Origin of the sequence: Hydrogenophaga sp. (genome assembly GCF_051860785.1) — a bacterium.
Taxonomy (GTDB): Bacteria; Pseudomonadota; Gammaproteobacteria; order Burkholderiales; family Burkholderiaceae_C; genus Hydrogenophaga.
Window position 1 is genome coordinate 25,638 of sequence record NZ_JBIMLB010000032.1, and the last position, 19,482, is coordinate 45,119.

Here is a 19,482-nt window from a genome sequence, read left to right on the forward strand (position 1 = left end):
TGATTCAATCGGTTGTGAGCTCAGTGGGCTGCGCCAGCGGAGGCGCCTGCGCCACCTGAACCGGCCATCGAGGCACCCACGGACGTGGGCTTGCCCATCACAGAAGCCGCCAACGCAGCATCGGCCAGCCAGAACTGTTGCTGGGCATTGATGGCGTTCGTCACGCTGGAGATCTGGTCGCGCGCTTCGGCGAGCAGTTCGAAGACGCCGATCAGCATGCCGTTGTAGCGAAGCACGTTCTCGTCGGCCATGGACTGGCGCAGCGGCACGATCTCGTCGCGGTAGTGCCGCGCGATGTCATAGGCCGTGCGGTAGGCCGAGTAGCCTTCGCGCAACTGCGAAGAGGCGCCGCGCACGGTGGCGTCGTAGCGGTTGGCCGCGGCCAGAGACTGCGCATTCAACATATCGCGCTGCGCCGATCCCCAGTCGAACAGCGGCAACCGAATGTCGAGTTCAAAGCCGCGCCGCGCGCTCTTGGTGCCCTGCGCGTTGTCGAATACCGTGTCGCGACGACCACCCACTTCGACGTCGGTGAAGGTCGACAGCAGGTTAATGCCTTGTGATTTGCCAGCCACGTCCAGCTGGGCGCGCGCGATCTGGACATCGAGACGCTGCTCGGTCGCGGTGGCTGCGACTTCATTTCCTTCGCGCGGTGCCTTCGGCAGGTCGGGCAGGCGTTCAGGCAAGGTCAGCTTGGCGGCCTGGGCATCGTCCAGGCCCAGGACACGCACCAATTCCTCGCGCGCGGCCGTGGTGGCGTGCTGCGCCGAAGCCAACTGCGTCGTTGCATCGGCATAGAAGACCTGCTGGCGTGCGCGCTGGAGCTTGCTGAAGTTGCCGATCATTTGCATCCTGCGTGCGAGTTCGGCACTGGCCTGGGCCGACTTGTTGACCTGCTCCGCGTACTGCAGCGATTGCTGTGCGGCGACGGCACGCACCCAGGACTGTCGGACCTGCGTGACCTGATCGACGACGGCACCGGTGAGCTGCACCTTGGCCTGATGCGCCTGGCTTCGCGAGATGGAAAGGCGCTGCGGCAGCAGGATGAGGTCCACGAGCCCGAAGGACAGCAGCCGACCAAGCTCGAGTTCGCTGTTCAGGCGCATGCGCTCGAAGGTGAAGATCGGGTTGGGCAGCCGGCTGGTCTGGTTCGACGCAGCAATGTCGCCCCAGCTTTGAGCGATCAGGGCCTGGACCGATGGGCTGTTGGTCAACGCGAGCTGCACTGCGTCGTTCTGCGACAGCGGCTTGGCCAGCAGTTCCTGCGCCAGCGCGGCGCGGCGGTCACGCTGCTCCTGAGTGCGGCTGAGTTCGAGCTTGCCGCCAGTGAACTGCTGCCCACTGGTGTTCGTGTCCTTCAAGGCGTCGTCGATACCGACCGACGCGCAGCCCGCCAGGAAAGCGGCAGCAGCGGCAATGGCCGTCAAACGCAAAGCGCGCTTCATGGCTTCTCCTTCTTGGCAGGCATAGGCATCGAGTGGCCTGACTGTGCAGGCGGTGCAGCGGCTGCGCCCTTGGGCGATTCGGCTCGTGCCGCGCCCGTTCCCTCCGATGCCTCCTTGGCGTAGGCCTGCCAGCCACCGCGGCGGTGGACCGTCTCGTTGGCCTCTTTCCAGGGAATGGGCTTTTCGTCCGCAAAGGGGCGATAGCCCTCAAGCGCGGATTTATAGATCAGGGTTGGCGGCGGTGCCGTCGCAGCTACGGGGCCCGGCGCGGGCGCAGGCTGGGCCACGGCAGCCAGCGCTGCAATGGCAGGAAAAGCAGCCAGCCAACGGGCCAGCGATGAATGGAACATGGAGTCCTCGCAAGTTCATGAACGAAATGCGTCAGAACTGCCTTCAGAGGCATGACGCAGGCGATACATGAGCGTTCGCTGCGACCCGTGACGTAGGTCACAGGCGCACGAACGCGTTACGCGCGAGGAGGTTTGTCGAGAACGCGGGGCGCGAGCGTGACCATCGTGATGGCGGGCTCCGCCAGGTCGGCGCGGGGAAGATCGCAGAAGACGGACAGTTCCAACGTACCGATCAAAGCCGTAGCATGGCACGCGCCGCAAATGCCGCACTTGTGCATCGCGTCAGGTTCCGCGCTTGCAAACGTGGCGGGGCTGTCCTTGACAGGTTGCTTGGCGTCCTGTTCGATCTCGTGGTGCTGGTCCGCATGCCCGTCCAGATGTGGATGTTGGACAACGTCGCGCGCCGCGGGCAGCTCGGCGGACATTTCTGCACTTGCACCAGCGTGTCCGGGTCCGCAAAAAACCATGGCTGCCGCTGCGTACCCCTGGAAGGGCACGGCAACCATCATGATCCAAAGGACGAACAGGCGAACCCGGTGCATTCGGCGAATTCTAAATGAAACGGTGCATCAGGCGGTCTAGTCTTCGTTCCAGTCGTCTGCACCACGCGACAGGGGGCGGGGGCGGTTCCAACCATCAGCCGATGATGGGGTTGCGCGCGGCCCAGTAGCGCGCAATGTCAAAAGTCCCGCGTATTGCCGCCATCTGCGGCCGTTCTTCAACGACTAGAACTAGAATTCGTGCAGCCACCCCACACGCACCGAATCCGTCAAAGCGTTTTACGCATCTTTCATGGCCCCTACAGCCATCCATGCCAAGCACGGTCGTAGCGCCCCTCGCGCTACCGATGTGCTTTGGGCGGCCTTGTCCAGGATGTGGTCATGACACGCCGCCTGGTGCAGCTGATCGCCCGCGGCTTGATCGGTGTGCTGCTGTTTGCGCAATTGGCGATTGCCGCCTACGCGTGCCCAGCGCTGTCCCTGGGCGCCATGGGCTCGGGCTCTGCTTCCATGGAGATGGCCGGCAGCACGGTCCCATTTGTCGATGCAAGCGTTGACACCGCCACGCAGGCCCCCCCTTGCGGCGACATGGCCAGCATGGCAGATGCAGGGTCTGCCAACCTATGCGCCGAGCACTGCAAGTTCGGCCAGCAAAGCGACCATGCATCCACGCTGACCATCCCCGTCGCGTTGCTAGCGCCGCTTCTCCTGACCCCCTGGGCACCCGAGGCGACACAGTCCCCACGCCCTGCGGCGACTTCCTTGAGTGCACTGGTTGCGGCATCGCCCCCGCACGCCATCCTTCACTGCGTCTCCCGAACTTGATCCACAGATCGACGTTGCGCTGACGGCTCCTTCGAGCCGGACGGCGCTTCGGTCGTGGCTTGCTGTTCTCACCGGTTCTCCTGGTGGCGCGCAGCGGCCCGACATCGCCCCCCCGGGGTTTGTCGTCAGGAGATCTCATGTTCACAGTTTCTTTTCCCGCCAAGTCGACCGCACGACGCTGGCCCCGCCACTGGGCCGTCGCAATAGCGCTATGCGCCGGCACCCTCAGCCTCGGCGCCCAAGCGCAACAGACCCCGCAGGCGCTCACCCTCGATGCGGCCTTGCGGCTTGCCGAAGAGCGTTCGCGCCAACTCGTCGCCCAGGACGCGGCCGGGGGCGCCGCGCGCGACATGGCCGTTGCCGCCGGGCAACTGCCCGATCCGGTGCTGAAAGGGGGCATCAGCAACTTGCCGGTCAACGGCAGCGACCGTTTCAGCGTCACGCGCGACTTCATGACGATGCGCTCGATCGGCCTGATGCAGGAGTTCACCCGCGCGGACAAGCGCTCTGCGCGCTCTGCGCGCTTCAACCGGGAGGCCGAAGCGGCCGAAGCCGCCCGCGTGGTGGCCTTGACCAATTTGCGGCGTGACACCGCCATGGCCTGGCTCGCGCGTTCCTTCCAGATGCGCATGCGCGACCTGCTGCAGTCGCAGCGCGCGGAATTGACGCTGCAGGTCGAAGGCGCGGACGCGGCCTACCGGGGTAGCCGGGGCACGCAGGCCGACGTCTTCGCGGCCCGTTCGGCCCTGGCGCAACTGGACGACCGCATCCTCCAGCAAGATCGCCAGATTGCCACGGCCCAGACGCGCCTGACGCGCTGGATCGGCCCCGGCCCAATCCAACCGTCGGGGAAGCTCCCCGAACTGGGCACTGTTCGGCTCGATGCCGACCAGTTGGAGGCCCAGATCCAAGCGCATCCGCAAATTGCGTTGATGGCAAGGCAGGAAGCCGTGGCACGCGCCGAAGCCGACATCGCGCAGAGCAACAAGCACTCTGATTGGACCGTCGAGCTGATGTACAGCCAGCGCGGCCCGGCCTACTCGAACATGGTGTCGCTCAACGTGTCGATCCCGCTGCAGCTCGACCAGAGGAATCGCCAGGACCGGGAGCTCGCGGCCAAGCTCGCGACGGTCGAGCAGATGCGCGCCCAGCGAGAAGAGATCACCCGCGAAAGCACCGCAGAAGCGCTCTCCCTGTTGCAGCAATGGCAAAGCAACCGCAATCGCCTCGCGCAGTACGACAGCATCCTGATCCCGCTGGCGGCCGATCGCATCCGTGCGGTACTGGCCGCCTATCGTGGCGGCGTGGCCAACCTGAGCGCAGCACTTGAGGCCAGACGCATGGAGATCGACACGCGCATGGACCGCCTGCGCCTCGAGATGGACACCGCCGCGCTGTGGGCCCAGCTTGAGTTCTTGATTCCCGTCGATCGCCCGGCACTCGCTGGCAACGCGTCCACAACGACCGTGGACGCCTCGGAGCCACAACAATGAAAGCCAAACCCTTCTTCTTTGGGCTGATCGCTGCGGCGGTCCTTGCCGCCGCCGCCTTTGGCGCATACAACTTCGGGCTGCAACGTGGTAAAAACATGGCGCCAGCACCGGCGGCGCTGCCTACAGTGAGCGCTCCGGATGCTTCGTCAGAAACTCGCAACGAAACCGGGGAGGACGCCACCCGGCGCCACATCGCGGCGGGTCTGAAGGCCGGCGACACCGACCCCGCCAACGGCAAGAAGATCCTCTACTACCACGACCCGATGGTGCCGGGCAACCGGTTCGACAAGCCGGCCAAATCGCCCTTCATGGACATGATGATGTCCCCGGTCTATGCCGGTGGCGACAGCGGCGACCAGAACAACGTGACCGTGAGCCCGCGCGTCCAGCAGAACCTCGGCGTGCGAACTGCGCCGGTGTCCGAAGGCATCCTCGCGCCGCAGGTGGCCGCGGTCGGCAGCATCGCCTTCAACGAGCGCGACCAGGTCATCGTGCAGGCGCGGTCCACGGGCTATGTCGAGCGCCTCCATGTGCGTGCCACGCTCGACGCGGTGAAGAAAGGCCAGGCCCTGGCCGAGCTCTACGTGCCCGAGTGGATCGCGGCACAGGAGGAATTCCTGTCCGTGCAGCGCATGCGCGGCATCCAGATGGAGCCACTGGTCGACGGCGCCCGCCAGCGCATGCGCCAGGTCGGCATGAGCGACGGCCAGATCGAACTCGTAGCCCGCAGCGGCCGCACCCAGCCTCGCATCACGCTGGTTGCGCCTATCGGCGGGGTGGTCACGGAGCTGGCCGTGCGCGAAGGTATGACGGTGATGGCTGGTGCGACCTTGTTCCGCATCAACGGGCTGTCCACCGTCTGGGCCAACGCCGAAGTCCCGGAGAGCCAGGCCGCGCTCGTGCGTCCGGGCGCCAAGGTGCAAGCCCGATCACCTGCCGCGCCCGGCGAGGTATTCGACGGAAAGGTCCAGGCCATTCTGCCGGACGTCAACCCGGCCACCCGCACCCTGAAGGCGCGCATGGAGCTGGCCAATCCGACCGGCCGGCTGGTGCCTGGCATGTTCGTCTCGATGCAGTTCGCCGACACGCAGGCGCCGAAGGCGCTGCTGGTTCCGACCGAGGCGGTCATCCAGACCGGCAAGCGCACGGTCGTCATGCTGGCAGAAGACTACGGACGGTTCCGACCGGTCGATGTCGAAATCAGCATCGAAAGCGGCGGCCAGACGGAGATCAAGCGCGGGCTTCAAGCCGGCCAGCGCGTCGTGGTGTCCTCGCAATTCCTGATCGACTCGGAGGCGAGTCTCAAGGGCGTCGAGGCACGGCTGAACGCCGTACCAGCTGCGGGCGCCGCAGCACCTGCGACGGCTTCGCCCTCAACGTCAACGCTTCCGACGAGTGCGGCCTCGCCCAGGCATGTGGGCGAAGGCAAGGTGGAAAGCATCACCGCGGACACGATGACCTTCTCACACGGACCGATCCCGACGATGAAGTGGGGCGCGATGACCATGGACTTCAAGCTGCCACCCGGCGGTGCACCGGGCAACGTGAGGGCTGGTGATCGCGCGAGCTTCGAATTCTTCATCGACAAGGACGACCTGCCGCAGCTCACCCGTGTGACGCCGGCCACGCCCGGCACCGCGCCCGCCACACCGGCCAAGCCAGGGGGCAAGCCATGATCGCCAGGCTCATCCGCTGGTCCATTGCCAACCGCTTCCTCGTTCTACTGGCCACGCTGATGCTCAGCGCCTGGGGCGTGCACTCGGTTCTGCGTACGCCGCTGGATGCCCTGCCCGACCTCTCGGACGTCCAGGTCATCATCCGCATCACCTACCCGGGCCAGGCGCCGCGCATCGTCGAGAACCAGATCACCTATCCGCTCACGACCACCATGCTGTCGGTGCCTGGTGCGAAGACGGTGCGCGGCTATTCGTTCTTCGGCGATTCCTTCGTCTACGTGCTGTTCGAGGACGGGACCGACCTGTACTGGGCACGCTCGCGGGTGCTGGAGTACCTGAACCAAGTCCAGTCGCGCCTGCCCGCCGGTGCCAAGGCCTCGCTCGGGCCTGATGCCACCGGTGTCGGCTGGATCTACCAGTACGCGCTGGTCGACCGCGGCGGCACGCAGGACGCCTCGCAGCTGCGCGCCCTGCAAGACTGGTTCCTCAAGTACGAGCTGAAGACCGTACCCAACGTCGCTGAGGTCGCGTCGATCGGTGGCATGGTGCGCCAGTACCAGGTCGTGCTCGATCCCGACAAGCTGGCCGCCTACCGGATTGCGCACACGCAGGTCGTCGACGCCATCCAGAAAGCCAACCAGGAAACCGGCGGCTCGGTGCTCGAGCTCGGCGAGGCCGAGTACATGGTGCGGGCTTCGGGCTACCTTCAGGGCCTGGAGGATTTCCGCAAGATCCCCTTGATGACGACCGATGCCGGTGTGTCCGTCCGCTTGGGCGACGTGGCCCGCATCCAGATCGGCCCGGAGATGCGCCGCGGCATCGGCGAGCTCGACGGCGAAGGCGAAGCCGTCGGTGGCGTGATCGTGATGCGCTCGGGCAAGAACGCGCTGGAGACCATCACCGCCGTCAAAGAAAAGCTCCAGACCCTGCAGGCCAGCCTGCCCAAGGGGGTGGAGATCGTGCCGACCTACGACCGGTCCAACCTGATCGAGCGGGCGGTGCGCAACCTCGGCTTCAAGCTGCTCGAGGAATTTCTCGTGGTGGCGGTCGTGTGTTTCATCTTCCTGTTCCACCTGCGCTCCGCCTTTGTCGCGATCGTCTCGCTGCCGATCGGCATCCTGGCGGCCTTCATCGTGATGCGCTACCAGGGCGTCAATGCCAACATCATGTCACTGGGCGGCATTGCGATCGCCATTGGCGCGATGGTCGATGCGGCGGTGGTGATGATCGAGAACGCCCACAAGCACATCGAGAAGTGGAACCACGACCACCCCGGCCAGAGCCTGCGCGGCGAGAGCCACTGGCGTGTCGTGGCCGACTCGGCGGCCGAAGTCGGGCCCGCCCTGTTCTTCTCGCTGCTCATCATCACGCTGTCGTTCGTTCCAGTCTTCACGCTCCAAGCCCAGGAAGGACGCATGTTCTCTCCGCTCGCCTTCACCAAGACCTACGCCATGGCGGCCGCCGCCGGGCTGGCGGTGACGCTGATCCCGGTGCTGATGGGCTACCTGATACGCGGCAGGATCCCCGACGAGAAGACCAACCCGCTCAACCGGCTGCTGATCGCGGTCTACCGGCCGCTGCTGAACGCGGTGCTGCGCTGGCCCAAGCTCACGCTGTTGGGCGCCGTGGTCGTGCTGGTGCTGAGCCTATGGCCACTGCAGCACATCGGCGGGGAGTTCATGCCGCGCCTGGACGAGGGCGACCTGCTCTACATGCCTTCGGCGCTGCCGGGCCTGTCGGCGGGCAAGGCCGGCGAACTGCTGCAGCAGACCGACCGGCTGATCAAAACGGTTCCCGAGGTGGCCAGCGTTTACGGCAAGGCTGGGCGCGCCGAGTCGGCGACCGATCCGGCGCCGATGGAGATGTTCGAAACGACCATCCAGTTCAAGCCGCGCGAGCAATGGCGCACCGGCATGACGCAGGACAAACTGGTCGAGGAGCTCGACCGCATCGTCAAGGTGCCGGGCCTCACCAACATCTGGGTACCGCCGATCCGCAACCGCATCGACATGCTGGCTACCGGCATCAAGAGCCCGGTGGGCGTGAAGGTGGCGGGCACCGACCTGGCCACCATCGACCGCATCACGGGCGAGATCGAACGCGTGCTCAAGGGCGTGCCGGGTGTCTCCAGCGCGTTGGCCGAGCGCCTCACCGGCGGTCGCTACGTGGATGTGAACATCCAGCGCGACGCGGCGGCGCGCTTCGGCATGAACATCGCCGATGTGCAGTCGGTCATTGCCTCGGCCGTGGGCGGCGAGAACGTGGGCGAAACAGTGGAAGGCCTGCAGCGCTTTCCGATCAACGTGCGCTACCCCCGCGAGATCCGCGATTCGCTGGAGCGGTTGCGGACCCTGCCGATCGTCACCGCGCGCGGGGCACGGCTGGTGCTCTCCGACATTGCGGAGATTCGCGTCGCCGACGGGCCGCCGATGCTACGCAGCGAGAACGCACGGCTGTCGGGCTGGGTCTACGTGGACATCCGCGGGCGCGATCTGCGCTCGGCGGTGCAGGACATGCAGCGCGCGGTCGCGAAAGATGTGAAGCTGCCGCCGGGCTACTCCGTCTCCTGGTCCGGCCAGTTCGAGTTCCTGGAGCGGGCCACCGCCAAGCTGAAGGTGGTGGTGCCGTTCACGCTGCTCATCATCTTCGTGCTGTTGTACCTGACATTCAAGCGCTTCGACGAAGCGCTGCTGATCATGGCTGCGCTGCCGTTCGCGCTGGTCGGCGGGATCTGGCTGCTTTACCTGCTCAGCTACAACCTGTCCGTCGCGGGGGCGGTCGGGTTCATCGCGTTGGCCGGCGTATCCGCGGAGTTCGGCGTGATCATGCTGCTGTACCTCAAGCACGCCTGGGACGACCGGGTCGACGACGGCAAGACAAGTACCGGCGACCTGCTGGATGCGATCCGCGAAGGGGCAGTGCTGCGCGTACGGCCCAAGGCGATGACGGTCGCCGTCATCCTGGCAGGCCTGTTCCCGATCATGTGGGGAACAGGCACCGGCTCTGAGGTGATGCAGCGCATCGCCGCGCCGATGGTGGGCGGGATGATCACTGCGCCCTTGCTGTCGATGTTCGTGATCCCGGCGGCATACCTGTTGATGCGCCGACCGCGGGAGCCCGCAGCCTCGCAGTGGATGTTCTGGAGGCGTCGTCGTGTCGCCGCTTGAGCGTTCGAACTCACGCCGCATCTGGTGGTCGCCCGTGCTTGGCCTATGCCTGGCGTTGCTGCTCGGTGCTGCGGCGCGTGCGGCGGGCTCCGTTGAGATGCGTCCCCAGGCCGGGTCGATGATGGTTGCGTCAAGCGCTTCGGACTCCCAGCCCGCAAGCGCCGAGGATTGTCGGACATGCGCCGCTTGTGCCATTGCCCCCGCGCCCTCGGGCTACGGCTTCACCGGCGAAGCAGAAGCCAGGGAGAACGAACCCGAAACCTGGAGCAAGCGGGCTGTCTCGCAACCGGCTTCAGCCTGGTACTTCGACGCAGGAGACGGACGTCTGCGATGGCCGGTACGCATCGCGTCCTGCCGATGGTTGGATTGATCAGATGGGTTTCCTCGAACGCTCAGATCCGATCAACCTCAGGAGAACATCATGAAAAAGCTGCTTATTTCCCTCATCGGCGCCCTGACCTTGAGTGCGGCCTGGCCTGCACTGGCCGGTCCCGACTTCCAGGTCATCGAGAAAGCGCGCGCGAACAGGCAAGCGGCCGTGGCTGCCCAAAGTACCAGCACGGTCAGAGTCGACAGCACCACAGGCCAGCCGGTGAAGTGCCCGCCCGATCCTCTGGTGCTGCCGCTCGACCACGGCCCCCGTGCGCTGACGACTCCGGGCGAAAACCAAATCCGCAAGGCGCGCTACGAGGCGCAGTTGAAGGCCTGCGCGGACCCCGTGTTGTGAGCGCCTGAGATCGCTTTCACCGTAGGGACTCGCCGCAGGGCGAGTCCTGCCAGGTTTGCATCGCAGACCTTCCAGTCATCGTCAGAGCGGGACTTGCGGCCACAACGCACCAGCGCCGAGCAGCAGGCGGTATCGTGCGCGCAAGGCCGATGCGCGCGCATCCTGGGCGGCGGTCGCCGCGCTCAGCGCCTGGCGCCGGACCAGAAGCAACGCCTGCACGTCCAGCTCACCGGCCGTGTACGCACGCTGGCTTAGCCGCGCGGTTTCGCGCAGCGCTGTGGCGGCTTGTTCGGCGAGCCGCCAGCGTTCGACACTGCCGACCACGTCCTGTAGCTGGGCTGCCACTTGCAGATCCAGTTCGCGCCGCTGCACTTCCAGGCCGGCGCGGGCGACGTCCACCTGGCGCAAGGCCTCCAGGGCGGCAGCCTGCCGGTAGGTGCCCCCCAGCGGAATGCTGAAGCTGACGCCGACGATGCGCTCTGTGCGCCGCGCCTCGGATGCCATGAAAACACCAACCGTGGGGTTCGGCGTTCGCTCGGCGCGCAGCTCCGTCATGCGCAGGTTCTGGGTCGCCGCGAGCATCAGCGGATGTTCGGCGACCATGCGCTCGCGCCACGCCGTGTCGCCGGCCTCGAACGAGGTCGGGTCGGGCAGCGGTGCGGCACGCAACGGCAGCGCCGGATAGCGCAGGCGCAGGCCCTCCGCCGCCTTGGCTTCGTTGGTGCGCTTCAGCTGCCTGCCGCCGCGCCTCGGCCATATCCCCCTGTGCCACATTGACGTCCAGGCGCGACGCGTCGCCGGCCTTCTGCCGCAGTTCGACGGTGCGCTGATTCTCTTCGGCGATGCGCAGTTGATCGTCGAGGGATGTCCGGGCCTGCGAGGCGGCCTGCCAGTCAAGCCAGCTGTCCAGCAGCGTGCGCGCCGCTGACGTGCGGGCCACGGCCAGCTACGCCCGGGCCAGGGCCAGGCTCGACCGGCCAAGCTTCCGGTCGAGTTCGGCTTTGCCGCCAATGCGGATGGGCCGTTCCAGCTGGATATTCCACTCGTTCGAGTTGCCGTTGCCGTCGACCCGGCGCCGCTGCGCCGTGCCGCAGACCGTCCACTCGTAGGGTCCGGCGGAAAGCATCGCCGCGCCGTGGCTTGCGGCTTCCAGGGCCGCGCGGGCCTGTGCCACGCTCGGGTCCTGTGCGACGGCGGTGGTCGTCTGTTCCGCATCGGGCAGCTCCACAGGTGCCATGGGTTGGGCCTGGGCCATGCCGCAGACCAGGGAAAGCAAGGCCGCCGCGGCGAACGCGCATGCGCTGGCTCTGAAATTCATCCGTTTCATTCAAAACTCTCCGGCTTGGGCCAACGGCGTGACCCAGTAGCGCAATGGGGTGCCCGCGAAGGACGGGCGCAGGCCGTCCAGCAGCGTAGCCAACTGATCCGAGGAAACGAGCAACTGGACCTGCGTCCAGCTGCTACGCCCCATCACCTGTTCAGCGTTGCTGGAACGGTGGTTCGACGCGCCGTGTGGGCAGCAGAATCAGCGTCAGCGCCGTCGCGGTGATGAGGCCGCCGATCACGACGATGGCGAGCGGACGCTGGATCTCCGAGCCGGGACCGGTGGCGAACAGCAGCGGGATCAGGCCGAAGGCCGTGATGGACGCCGTCATCAGCACGGGCCGCAGCCTGCGCTTTGCCCCCTGCACGACGCAGTCCAGGGGTGACAGCCCGTCGGCATGCAGCTGGTTGAAGTTGGTCACCAGCAGCACCCCGTTGAGCGCTGCAATGCCGAGCAGAGCGATGAAGCCCACCGAGGCCGGCACCGAGATGTACTCCCCGGTCAGCCACAGCGCGACGATGCCGCACACCAGCGCGAACGGGATATTGCTGAGCACCAGCAGCGCTTGCCGGACCGAGCCGAACGTCGTAAATTGGATCACAAAGATGAAGGCCAGCAACAGCGGCACCACCAAGCCCAGCCGCGCGGCTGCGCGCTGCTGGTTCTCGAACTGCCCGCCCCAGGCGATGCGGTAGCCGGTGGGCAGGGTGACGGCTTGCGCGACCTTGGCCCTGGCTTCATCGACAAAGCCGACCAAGCCGACCAAGTCGCGGCCGGTGACGTTGGCGATCACCACGCTGTAGCGGCTGCCCATCTCGCGGTCGATCTTGACGGGGCCGCTGGTGCGCTCCAACCGGTCCAACGTGCGGAGCGGCACGCTTTGGCCGTCGGACGCCGTGATGCTCAGGGCCTCGAACTCCGCTGGCGAGATGCTGCAAGCGGACCAGGGCTGTGTCCGGCACCCAGGCAGGAGCGTGGAGGCCCCAGCTGGGTGGACGAGTGTGTGACCATGGCGGCTGCTCGGCGAGCAGCTGCGCCTTTTCGTGGCTGTGGTCACCCGTGTGGTAGTCGTGCTGCGTGCTGACTTGCGCGCCCGGCTCGGCCTGCGCTTCATGGTCGGCTTCTTCGTGGTCACAGTGACCCGCAGGCAGGCAGGCTTCGTGGCCGGCAGAGGCCGGTGCCGCAAGAGCGTGTGAACGGGTCAATCCCAACATGGACAGCATCAGTCCCGCAAGGATGAGCAGAAGCATGCACACCCGCGCCCGCATCGCCCGCTGAAGCGGGGCGACATGAGGGATGGAAGGAGCAACGTGTGCATGGGCGCGCAGATTATCTGCTGATCATAGTATCCTTAGGGGGAGGATAGTAGTGCCATGACGACGATTCATACCCACCAGTCCCACGCAGCCATCGCCAAGCGGCTCAAGCGCGCGCAGGGGCATCTCGGCAGCGTAATCCAGATGATCGAGCAGGGCCGGGAGTGCCTGGACATCGCGCAGCAGCTGCAAGCCGTCGAGAAGGCGGTCGCGCACGCGAAGAGGGCGCTGGTCCAGGACCACATCGACCACTGCCTGGAGCACATGGTTCAGGGATCCGGGAGTGCCCAGTCGCAGTCCCTGGAAGAGTTCAAGCAGATCACCCGCTACCTTTAGGAAGCCACCATGCTTGGCGTTCTGCGCAACCGGACATATCGGCACCTGTTCTGCGCGCAGGTGATTGCCTTGGTCGGAACCGGTCTGGCAACGGTGGCACTGGGGCTTTTGGCTTTCGACCTCGCCGGCAAGGATGCCGGCGTCGTTCTGGGCACGGCGCTTGCGATCAAGATGCTTGCCTATGTCGGTGTGGCGCCGGTGGCGTCCGCACTGGCCCACAACTTTCCGCGTCGCGCTGTGTTGGTGGCACTGGATCTCGTGCGCGCCGCGGTGGCCGTGTTGCTGCCCTTCGTCACGCAGATCTGGCAGGTCTACGTGCTGATCTTCGTCCTGCAGGCCGCTTCGGCCGCCTTCACACCGACCTTCCAGGCCACCATCCCCGATGTTCTGCCTGACGAGCGCGAGTACACCCGTGCGCTGTCGTTGTCGCGCATGGCCTATGACCTCGAAAGCCTGTTGAGCCCGATGCTCGCGGCGGCGCTGTTGACGGTGATCAGTTTCCACGACCTGTTCGCAGGAACCGTCGTGGGCTTCCTGGTATCGGCTGCCCTTGTGGTGTCGGTGACCTTGCCGTCGCCGCCCGTGCAGGAGAAGCGCGGCATCTACGACCGCACCACGCGCGGCTTGCGCATCTTCCTTGCGACGCCGCGTCTGCGCGGCCTGCTGGCTGTGAACGCCGCTGCTGCGGCAGCCGTCTCCATGGTATTCGTGAACACCGTCGTCATGGTCCAGGCCTTGTGGGGAATGCCGCAACGCGCTGTGGCTGTTGCTCTGGGGGCATTCGGTGCAGGCTCCATGCTCGCGGCGTTGAGCCTGCCCAAGCTGTTGGACCGTTGGCCAGACCGGCCTGTCATCCTGTTCGGCACCGGGATGCTGGCAGTGATCATGCTGGTGGCAAGCCAGTTCTCCAGCTACGAAGCGCTGCTGGTGCTCTGGTTCCTGGCCGGCGTGTGCTATTCGAGCGCACTGACACCATCGGGCCGACTGCTCCGGCGGTCATCCGCACCCGGCGATCGGCCAGCGCTGTTCGCCGCCCAGTTCGCGTTGTCGCACGCGTGCTGGCTCGCGTTCTATCCGCTCGCGGGCTGGGCCGGTGCCAACCTGGGTGTTCCCATGACTTTTGTGTTGTTAGGCGTTGCGGCCTTGGCTGCGACTGCGGTCGCATTCTTGCTGTGGCCCGCCAGCGATCCAGAGGTCGTCGAACACGAGCACACCGATTTGCCGCTCGACCACCATCACCTGCGCGAGTATGGCCATCGTGCTGGCGCGCGGCATGCGCACGAATTCTGGATTGATGATCAGCACCTGTACTGGCCCCGCTCCTAAGTTCAGAAGAGCGCAGCGCGGTCATAGGCCCGCATTCGACCAACAGTGACGATGGGCCTCCTAAGTACCGCGGCACTACCGCGCCGCGCCCCGGAATCGTGGCGTCGCGGCGGTCATCGGCGCTTGAACCTGATGTCAAACGTCAGGTAGACCAGCTGAAGCAGTCATAGGCAGGCGCAGTTGCACACACCGTTCGCACTGTTCAACCGGTCGTTGGCACGGCGATCTTTGATGGGAGTGCGCGCACGAATAGGCCTGCAAACCTCGGCGACGCTTCTAGGGAAGGTCTGCACAACCGTGGCCCACGTGCCTGATGTGAGACATTGACGAGATGAAACAAATGAGCCTGGGCGAGAGCGGTTTTGACCGCAAGACGAAGAGGACGCGCAAGCGGGAGTTCCTCGATGAGATGAACCTGGTGGTGCCGTGGGCCGAGCTGGTGGCGCTGATTGCGCCGTACGCGCCGGCACTCGGGGCCAAAGGTGGTCGCCCCCCGTTTGCGGTGCAGACGATGCTGCGCATCCACTTCCTGCAGCAATGGTTCAACCTGTCGGACCCGGCGATGGAGGAAGCGCTGTACGACACGGCGCTGTTTCGCGAATTCGCCGGGCTGGACATGGGAGAAGACAACCTGCCCGACGAGAGCACCATCCTGCGCTTTCGCCACCTGCTCGAAGCCCACAACCTGAGCCTGCAGATACTGGCCACGGTCAACGCCACGCTCACGGCCAAGGGGCTGCTCTTGAAGAGCGGCACGGTGGTCGATGCCACGCTGATCGCAGCGCCAAGCTCGACCAGGAACAGCAGTGGTGAACGAGACCCCGAGATGCACCAGACGAAGAAGGGCAACCAGTGGCACTTCGGGATGAAGGCGCACATTGGGGCCGATGCGGACTCGGGTCTGGTGCACAGCGTGGTGGGCACGGCGGCCAACGTCAACGACGTGACGCAGGCCAGCGCGCTGGTGCATGGAGAAGAGAGGGACGTGTTCGCTGACGCGGGCTACCAGGGCGTGAGCAAGCGCGAGGAGACGCAAGGCATTGATGCGAACTGGCACGTGGCGATGCGCCCGGGCAAGCGCAGGGTGCTGGACAAGGACAAGCCGATGGGCGCGATCCTGGACAAGCTCGAACAGACAAAGGCACGCATTCGGGCCAAGGTCGAACATCCGTTCCGGGTGATCAAGCGCCAGTTCGGGCATGTGAAGGTGCGCTACCGGGGACTGGCCAAGAACACGGCGCAGTTGCACACGCTGTTCGCTTTGAGCAACTTGTGGATGGTGCGCCGAACGCTTTTGAAAGAGGTCCGGGGATGAGTGCGCCCAAAGCGACCCGAGGGGCCGCCAACGGGTCGCAAATCGGCTTTCAAATGACCCAAATCGCGCTGCAGTTGCCACCATCTGAAATACCACCTGTCAGCACTCGTCGCGTTGAGTGTTGTGCAGACCTTCCCTAGGTGTTTACTCTCAATGGAAGCCGCAAATTTCTGCACTGAAAACAAGATCACCCCACGGAGCAAGCGCAGAGCTTAGGTCGGCGTCAACGGAAGCGGCGGCAGCCCTGCCCTACAACTGCGCTAGCTCAACGCGGGTCGCGCTCACCTCATTGAGCGTCATAAGTGTGCTCATCTGCCTCTCAGAAATTGGCGATGCGCGGGCATAGATAACGCACCAATAACCACTCGATGACATCTTCGTCACAGCGGCACAAACCAACCCGTCTCGCACAGAATCTCGGCACAGATGTTGCTGATCATTTCTTGAACTAAAGCGATGCGGTATCGGAAAGTTCATCACAACAATCTCACCAAGCATAGGAATCAATCTCATGAAAAATCAATGCAATCGCAGTGTTCTAGCCGGCGCTGTGTTAGGTCTTGCGACCCTGGGGGCACAGGCTCAGAGTTCCGTCCAAATCTATGGGTTAATCGACATGAGCGTCGGCTCAACCAAAGCTCCCGGAGGCACGTCCGTGACAGGCGTCGATAGCGGGAAAATGAGCACGAGTTACTACGGCTTCAGTGGCAATGAGGACTTAGGCGGCGGGCTGTCTGCCCAGTTCAAACTTGAGGGGTTCTTTCGCGGCGATACCGGAGAGCAAGGCCGTTTCACCGGGGATGCTCAGTTTGCCCGAACGACTTCAGTAGGCTTGTCGCACAAGAACTTGGGGACAGTCAGCCTAGGACGTACAACGACGCAATTGTTCGTATCCACCTTGCTCTTCAATGCCTTTGGCGACTCGTTTGGTTACTCGCCCAGCATTCGTCACTACTTCTCCTCAGGCGCTGGCTCCGTCACGGGTGACACGGGCTGGAATGACTCGGTTGCCTACTCCAGTCCGAACCTCGGCGGATTCCGCTTTGGCACGACGATAGCGACGAAGGAGAGCACCACGGGCACCGGCAACGGCGGCAACTGGAGCGTGGGCATGAGCTATAGCGGTAGCGGTCCGTTTGCGGCTAGCTTGGTGCATCAGAACGTGAAGAAGGACGCCGCCGGCGCGACTCCGGATACGACAACCAGCCAGCTTGGCGCGTCATATGACTTCGGCGTGGCAAAGGCGTTCCTGCAGTATGGCCAAATCAAAAACACCACCCTGAGCACGAGCACCAAAATTACTGGAGCAGGCGTCCGAGTCCCGGTAGGCGCAGGCGCCGTGGTTGCTCAATACAGTGCAATGAACCCGAGTGCGAGTGCGGACCGCAAGACCCTCTCGCTCGGGTACCTGCACACTCTCTCGCGTCGGACCGAACTGTATGCGGTAGCCATGAGTGACAAGCTAGATGGACTGTCGAGCGGTGGTGGTTACTCACTTGGTATGCGTCACCGCTTTTGATCGCTCGCCACAAAATTGGCCTGCCGTTCGTCACACGCTCTCACACGACATGTCATGTCTGCAGGCCTTGACACCGCATTGGGCATGACAGGACGCTTGCGTCCTGTCATAGCTCGAGGGCATGCTTGCGAGTCTGTGCAGTCTCATGAAGTGGGACTGTGGATTTGCGTAGTGCTTAGCAAAGAGACTGGAGTTAGGCAGCCAGACTCTGCGACAACTTAGGCCGAAGCATCGCGCTGTCATACCCGCATGCCGATTTACTTTCTCATTTCCGCAGCCAAGCGAGAGAGCCTGCCGAGTAGCATAGACACGGCAATCTACAAGAGTGTTCTCGGCCTCTCTAGCAGTTGATTCCCTCTTTGCGTCGCCGCCTTGAAAGAACGAATAGTGGCTAAAACTGACAATACCGAACTAGCTGGCCTCGACACGAGCAACGCAGCGGATCAGAGGATTTTGGTGAAGGTATTGCTCATCAACCTGGGGCAGTCCGTAGCTGGCATCGGATTCGGCATATGGGCTGCGTCAACGGCACTGATGGGCGCCGGCTTGGACAATCTCGCGGACGCCTCGGTCTATGCGGTCAGTCTGTACGCGATTGGTCGAGCAGCAACAGTGAAGGTACAGGCAGCACGCCTATCTGGTGTGCTTCTGATCGCACTTGCCGTTCTGCTGCTGGTCGAAGTTTTGCGCCGCTTTGCGGGAGGTGAGGAGCCTGTGGGCTTGGCGATGATGGCAATGGCTGCTGTCAATGCCGCGTTGAACTTAGTGTGCCTTCGGTTGCTTCGGCGACATCGCGGCGAGGACGTGAATTTCAAAGCGTCAGCGATCTTCACTAGCAACGACTCCATCGTCAATGGCGCCATCGTACTTTCAGGGGCATTAGTCATGTGGCTGGGATCCAATGTCCCAGACCTCATCTTGGGCGTCGTGGTGGCCGCCATCGCGGCGAAGGGGGGGCGGGATATTCTGCGAGAGGCATCGGAAACAGAACGGCGGACAGCCTCCGGGCAAGCAGTTTGATCAATTCACGGATCGACGTCTCTTCTGCGCTCTACTCCCAGCACCGAAAATGCATGTGCGGGAATTGAGCTTGGTCAATACCACAACGTCAGTCATGCCCTGCACAATGCTACGGCATTCTCCGCACCCCATTGGCCATGCTCGGCAACGCACCACCAAACACTTGCGTGGGCATTCCATGTGGAGCGACTTACCTTCTGGGAAAGCGTGCCGGAAGGGTCGATGTCCTTGCAGCGGTCTTGCCAAGGACCCTCGTACACCATGTTGAGATGCTGGTTTGTTGAGATGCTCGTTGAATAGCCGTTGCGATACTGAAAATGGTCAGCGACCAATTCATGGATCTCACGGTCTGGAAATTTGCTGGGGTCTCCGAAGGCTGTTGAGGATGCCTGAACAGCTACCGACAAGGCATCCGTACACCTTCGCAGCGTTGCTCTCGAATGTCTGGCTAAGGACCTTGCTGACTCGGCTTCCACCAAGTCACGTCCAAACTACTCACTCAAGGCGAGAAGAAGCCGTGAATTTGATGTGGTGGTATTTTTGGTGGTATTCAAAAAATCACAATCAAAAAATCCTAGTATCTATGCGGGCTACAGCCTGACATTTGAACGACGCCCTCTTCCGCCAGAAAGTAAGCAAAATTGCGGCCTCCGGGCCGCTTTTTTGTTTCCTTCCACCAATACCTCTACCAATTGGCAAAGCGCTTGGCAACGCCGTGGGAAGAGTGACAAACACCCACTGAGCTGAGTCAGCTGAACAGCTCTCCGTCCAAGCAGAGCCAACTGGCATCGATTGATATCTTGTCTTGCCGACAACGCTGGGCGCACTGCAACTGATCGGCAGAAGCTTACGCAACCTTCAGGCTGTCCAATCTGTCAAGCATGAGCGGTCACCGCTGCGAACCCGGTGATGCCTGTTTGGACCACCAAGCCGCAACCAAGGCCTTCCTGCCTCCAGGAAGAAGATCGCACGAGAACCATCGTAAGCGGCCTTCGACAACGATCGCCCTCCTCTCCAGCGTTTCGGAAGGCAGTTGAGCTATATCCGATCACACACGAGCTGCGAATGTTGATTCATTTCCAAAGCTGGGCCATTTCGGGACGCTTTCACGTTGAAATCTGAGCCACGTTGCCGCTCTATCCT

17 protein-coding genes and 2 pseudogenes are annotated in these 19,482 nt (G+C 63.8%); 11 read left to right on the forward strand and 8 right to left on the reverse strand.

From position 1 onward, the window contains the following. Positions 1–20: 20 nt before the first annotated feature. The 3 genes from ACTIF6_RS25585 to ACTIF6_RS25595 all read right to left on the reverse strand — a co-directional run bounded on the left by ACTIF6_RS25585 (position 21) and on the right by ACTIF6_RS25595 (position 2,337). The gene (locus ACTIF6_RS25585) at positions 21–1,445 is read right to left on the reverse strand and encodes a TolC family protein (protein ID WP_439590542.1); all 1,425 of its coding nucleotides are present in this window, start codon (positions 1,443–1,445) and stop codon (positions 21–23) included. Beyond that, the gene (locus tag ACTIF6_RS25590) at positions 1,442–1,795 is read right to left on the reverse strand and encodes a hypothetical protein (protein WP_439590543.1); all 354 of its coding nucleotides are present in this window, start codon (positions 1,793–1,795) and stop codon (positions 1,442–1,444) included. The genes ACTIF6_RS25585 and ACTIF6_RS25590 overlap by 4 nt, the downstream gene beginning before the upstream one ends. 116 nt (positions 1,796–1,911) lie before the next feature. Beyond that, positions 1,912–2,337 carry a hypothetical protein gene (locus ACTIF6_RS25595; protein ID WP_439590544.1) on the reverse strand — a complete coding sequence of 142 codons (426 nt, stop codon included), beginning with the start codon at positions 2,335–2,337 and terminating at the stop codon, positions 1,912–1,914. Between the two features lie 339 nt (positions 2,338–2,676). On the opposite strand from ACTIF6_RS25595, the gene ACTIF6_RS25600 reads away from it, so the two are divergent. The 5 genes from ACTIF6_RS25600 to ACTIF6_RS25620 all read left to right on the forward strand — a co-directional run bounded on the left by ACTIF6_RS25600 (position 2,677) and on the right by ACTIF6_RS25620 (position 10,183). Next, positions 2,677–3,120, forward strand: coding sequence for a hypothetical protein (locus tag ACTIF6_RS25600; protein ID WP_439590545.1), 444 nt, complete (start codon positions 2,677–2,679; stop codon positions 3,118–3,120). A 59-nt stretch (positions 3,121–3,179) separates the two neighbouring features. Continuing rightward, positions 3,180–4,613, forward strand: coding sequence for a TolC family protein (locus tag ACTIF6_RS25605; protein ID WP_439590546.1), 1,434 nt, complete (start codon positions 3,180–3,182; stop codon positions 4,611–4,613). Beyond that, positions 4,610–6,289 carry an efflux RND transporter periplasmic adaptor subunit gene (locus tag ACTIF6_RS25610; RefSeq protein WP_439590547.1) on the forward strand — a complete coding sequence of 560 codons (1,680 nt, stop codon included), beginning with the start codon at positions 4,610–4,612 and terminating at the stop codon, positions 6,287–6,289. Before ACTIF6_RS25605 ends, ACTIF6_RS25610 begins: the two co-directional genes overlap by 4 nt. Then, positions 6,286–9,456 (forward strand): efflux RND transporter permease subunit, encoded by a 3,171-nt coding sequence (locus tag ACTIF6_RS25615; RefSeq protein ID WP_439590548.1) that lies wholly within the window; start codon positions 6,286–6,288, stop codon positions 9,454–9,456. The genes ACTIF6_RS25610 and ACTIF6_RS25615 overlap by 4 nt, the downstream gene beginning before the upstream one ends. A 421-nt stretch (positions 9,457–9,877) precedes the next feature. After that, positions 9,878–10,183: a hypothetical protein gene (locus ACTIF6_RS25620; protein ID WP_439590549.1), complete on the forward strand. Its 306-nt coding sequence runs from the start codon at positions 9,878–9,880 to the stop codon at positions 10,181–10,183. An 81-nt stretch (positions 10,184–10,264) separates the two neighbouring features. Here ACTIF6_RS25620 and ACTIF6_RS25625 read toward each other — a convergent pair whose 3' ends face one another. From ACTIF6_RS25625 to ACTIF6_RS25645, 5 genes and pseudogenes are all read right to left on the reverse strand, one after another. After that, positions 10,265–10,957, reverse strand: a complete 693-nt coding sequence (locus ACTIF6_RS25625; RefSeq protein ID WP_439590550.1) for a TolC family protein — start codon at positions 10,955–10,957, stop codon at positions 10,265–10,267. Between the two features lie 4 nt (positions 10,958–10,961). Next, positions 10,962–11,123: pseudogene (locus ACTIF6_RS25630) on the reverse strand (hypothetical protein); the annotation flags it as partial. Positions 11,124–11,129: 6 nt separating this feature from the next. Further along, a complete protein-coding gene (locus ACTIF6_RS25635; protein ID WP_439590551.1) occupies positions 11,130–11,510 on the reverse strand; it encodes a hypothetical protein in 381 nt (126 codons plus the stop codon). After that, positions 11,511–11,654: a DUF3240 family protein gene (locus ACTIF6_RS25640; RefSeq protein WP_439590552.1), complete on the reverse strand. Its 144-nt coding sequence runs from the start codon at positions 11,652–11,654 to the stop codon at positions 11,511–11,513. Between the two features lie 7 nt (positions 11,655–11,661). Then, a pseudogene (locus tag ACTIF6_RS25645) lies at positions 11,662–12,438 on the reverse strand (efflux RND transporter permease subunit); the annotation flags it as partial. A 112-nt stretch (positions 12,439–12,550) separates the two neighbouring features. Here ACTIF6_RS25645 and ACTIF6_RS25650 point away from each other — a divergent pair. From ACTIF6_RS25650 to ACTIF6_RS25675, 6 genes are all read left to right on the forward strand, one after another. Next, on the forward strand, positions 12,551–12,703 hold the full coding sequence (locus tag ACTIF6_RS25650) for a hypothetical protein (RefSeq protein WP_439590556.1): 153 nt from the start codon (positions 12,551–12,553) through the stop codon (positions 12,701–12,703). 177 nt (positions 12,704–12,880) lie between these two features. Beyond that, entirely contained in the window at positions 12,881–13,159 is a 279-nt protein-coding gene (locus ACTIF6_RS25655; RefSeq protein WP_439590553.1) for a metal-sensing transcriptional repressor, read from the forward strand. Positions 13,160–13,168: 9 nt separating this feature from the next. Beyond that, the gene (locus ACTIF6_RS25660) at positions 13,169–14,485 is read left to right on the forward strand and encodes an MFS transporter (RefSeq protein ID WP_439590554.1); all 1,317 of its coding nucleotides are present in this window, start codon (positions 13,169–13,171) and stop codon (positions 14,483–14,485) included. Between the two features lie 331 nt (positions 14,486–14,816). Next, positions 14,817–15,800 (forward strand): IS5 family transposase, encoded by a 984-nt coding sequence (locus ACTIF6_RS25665; protein WP_439590555.1) that lies wholly within the window; start codon positions 14,817–14,819, stop codon positions 15,798–15,800. A 511-nt stretch (positions 15,801–16,311) separates the two neighbouring features. Continuing rightward, positions 16,312–17,319, forward strand: coding sequence for a porin (locus tag ACTIF6_RS25670; protein WP_204735911.1), 1,008 nt, complete (start codon positions 16,312–16,314; stop codon positions 17,317–17,319). 372 nt (positions 17,320–17,691) lie between these two features. Further along, positions 17,692–18,339, forward strand: a complete 648-nt coding sequence (locus ACTIF6_RS25675) for a cation transporter (protein ID WP_305688145.1) — start codon at positions 17,692–17,694, stop codon at positions 18,337–18,339. The last annotated feature ends 1,143 nt before the right edge of the window (positions 18,340–19,482 follow it).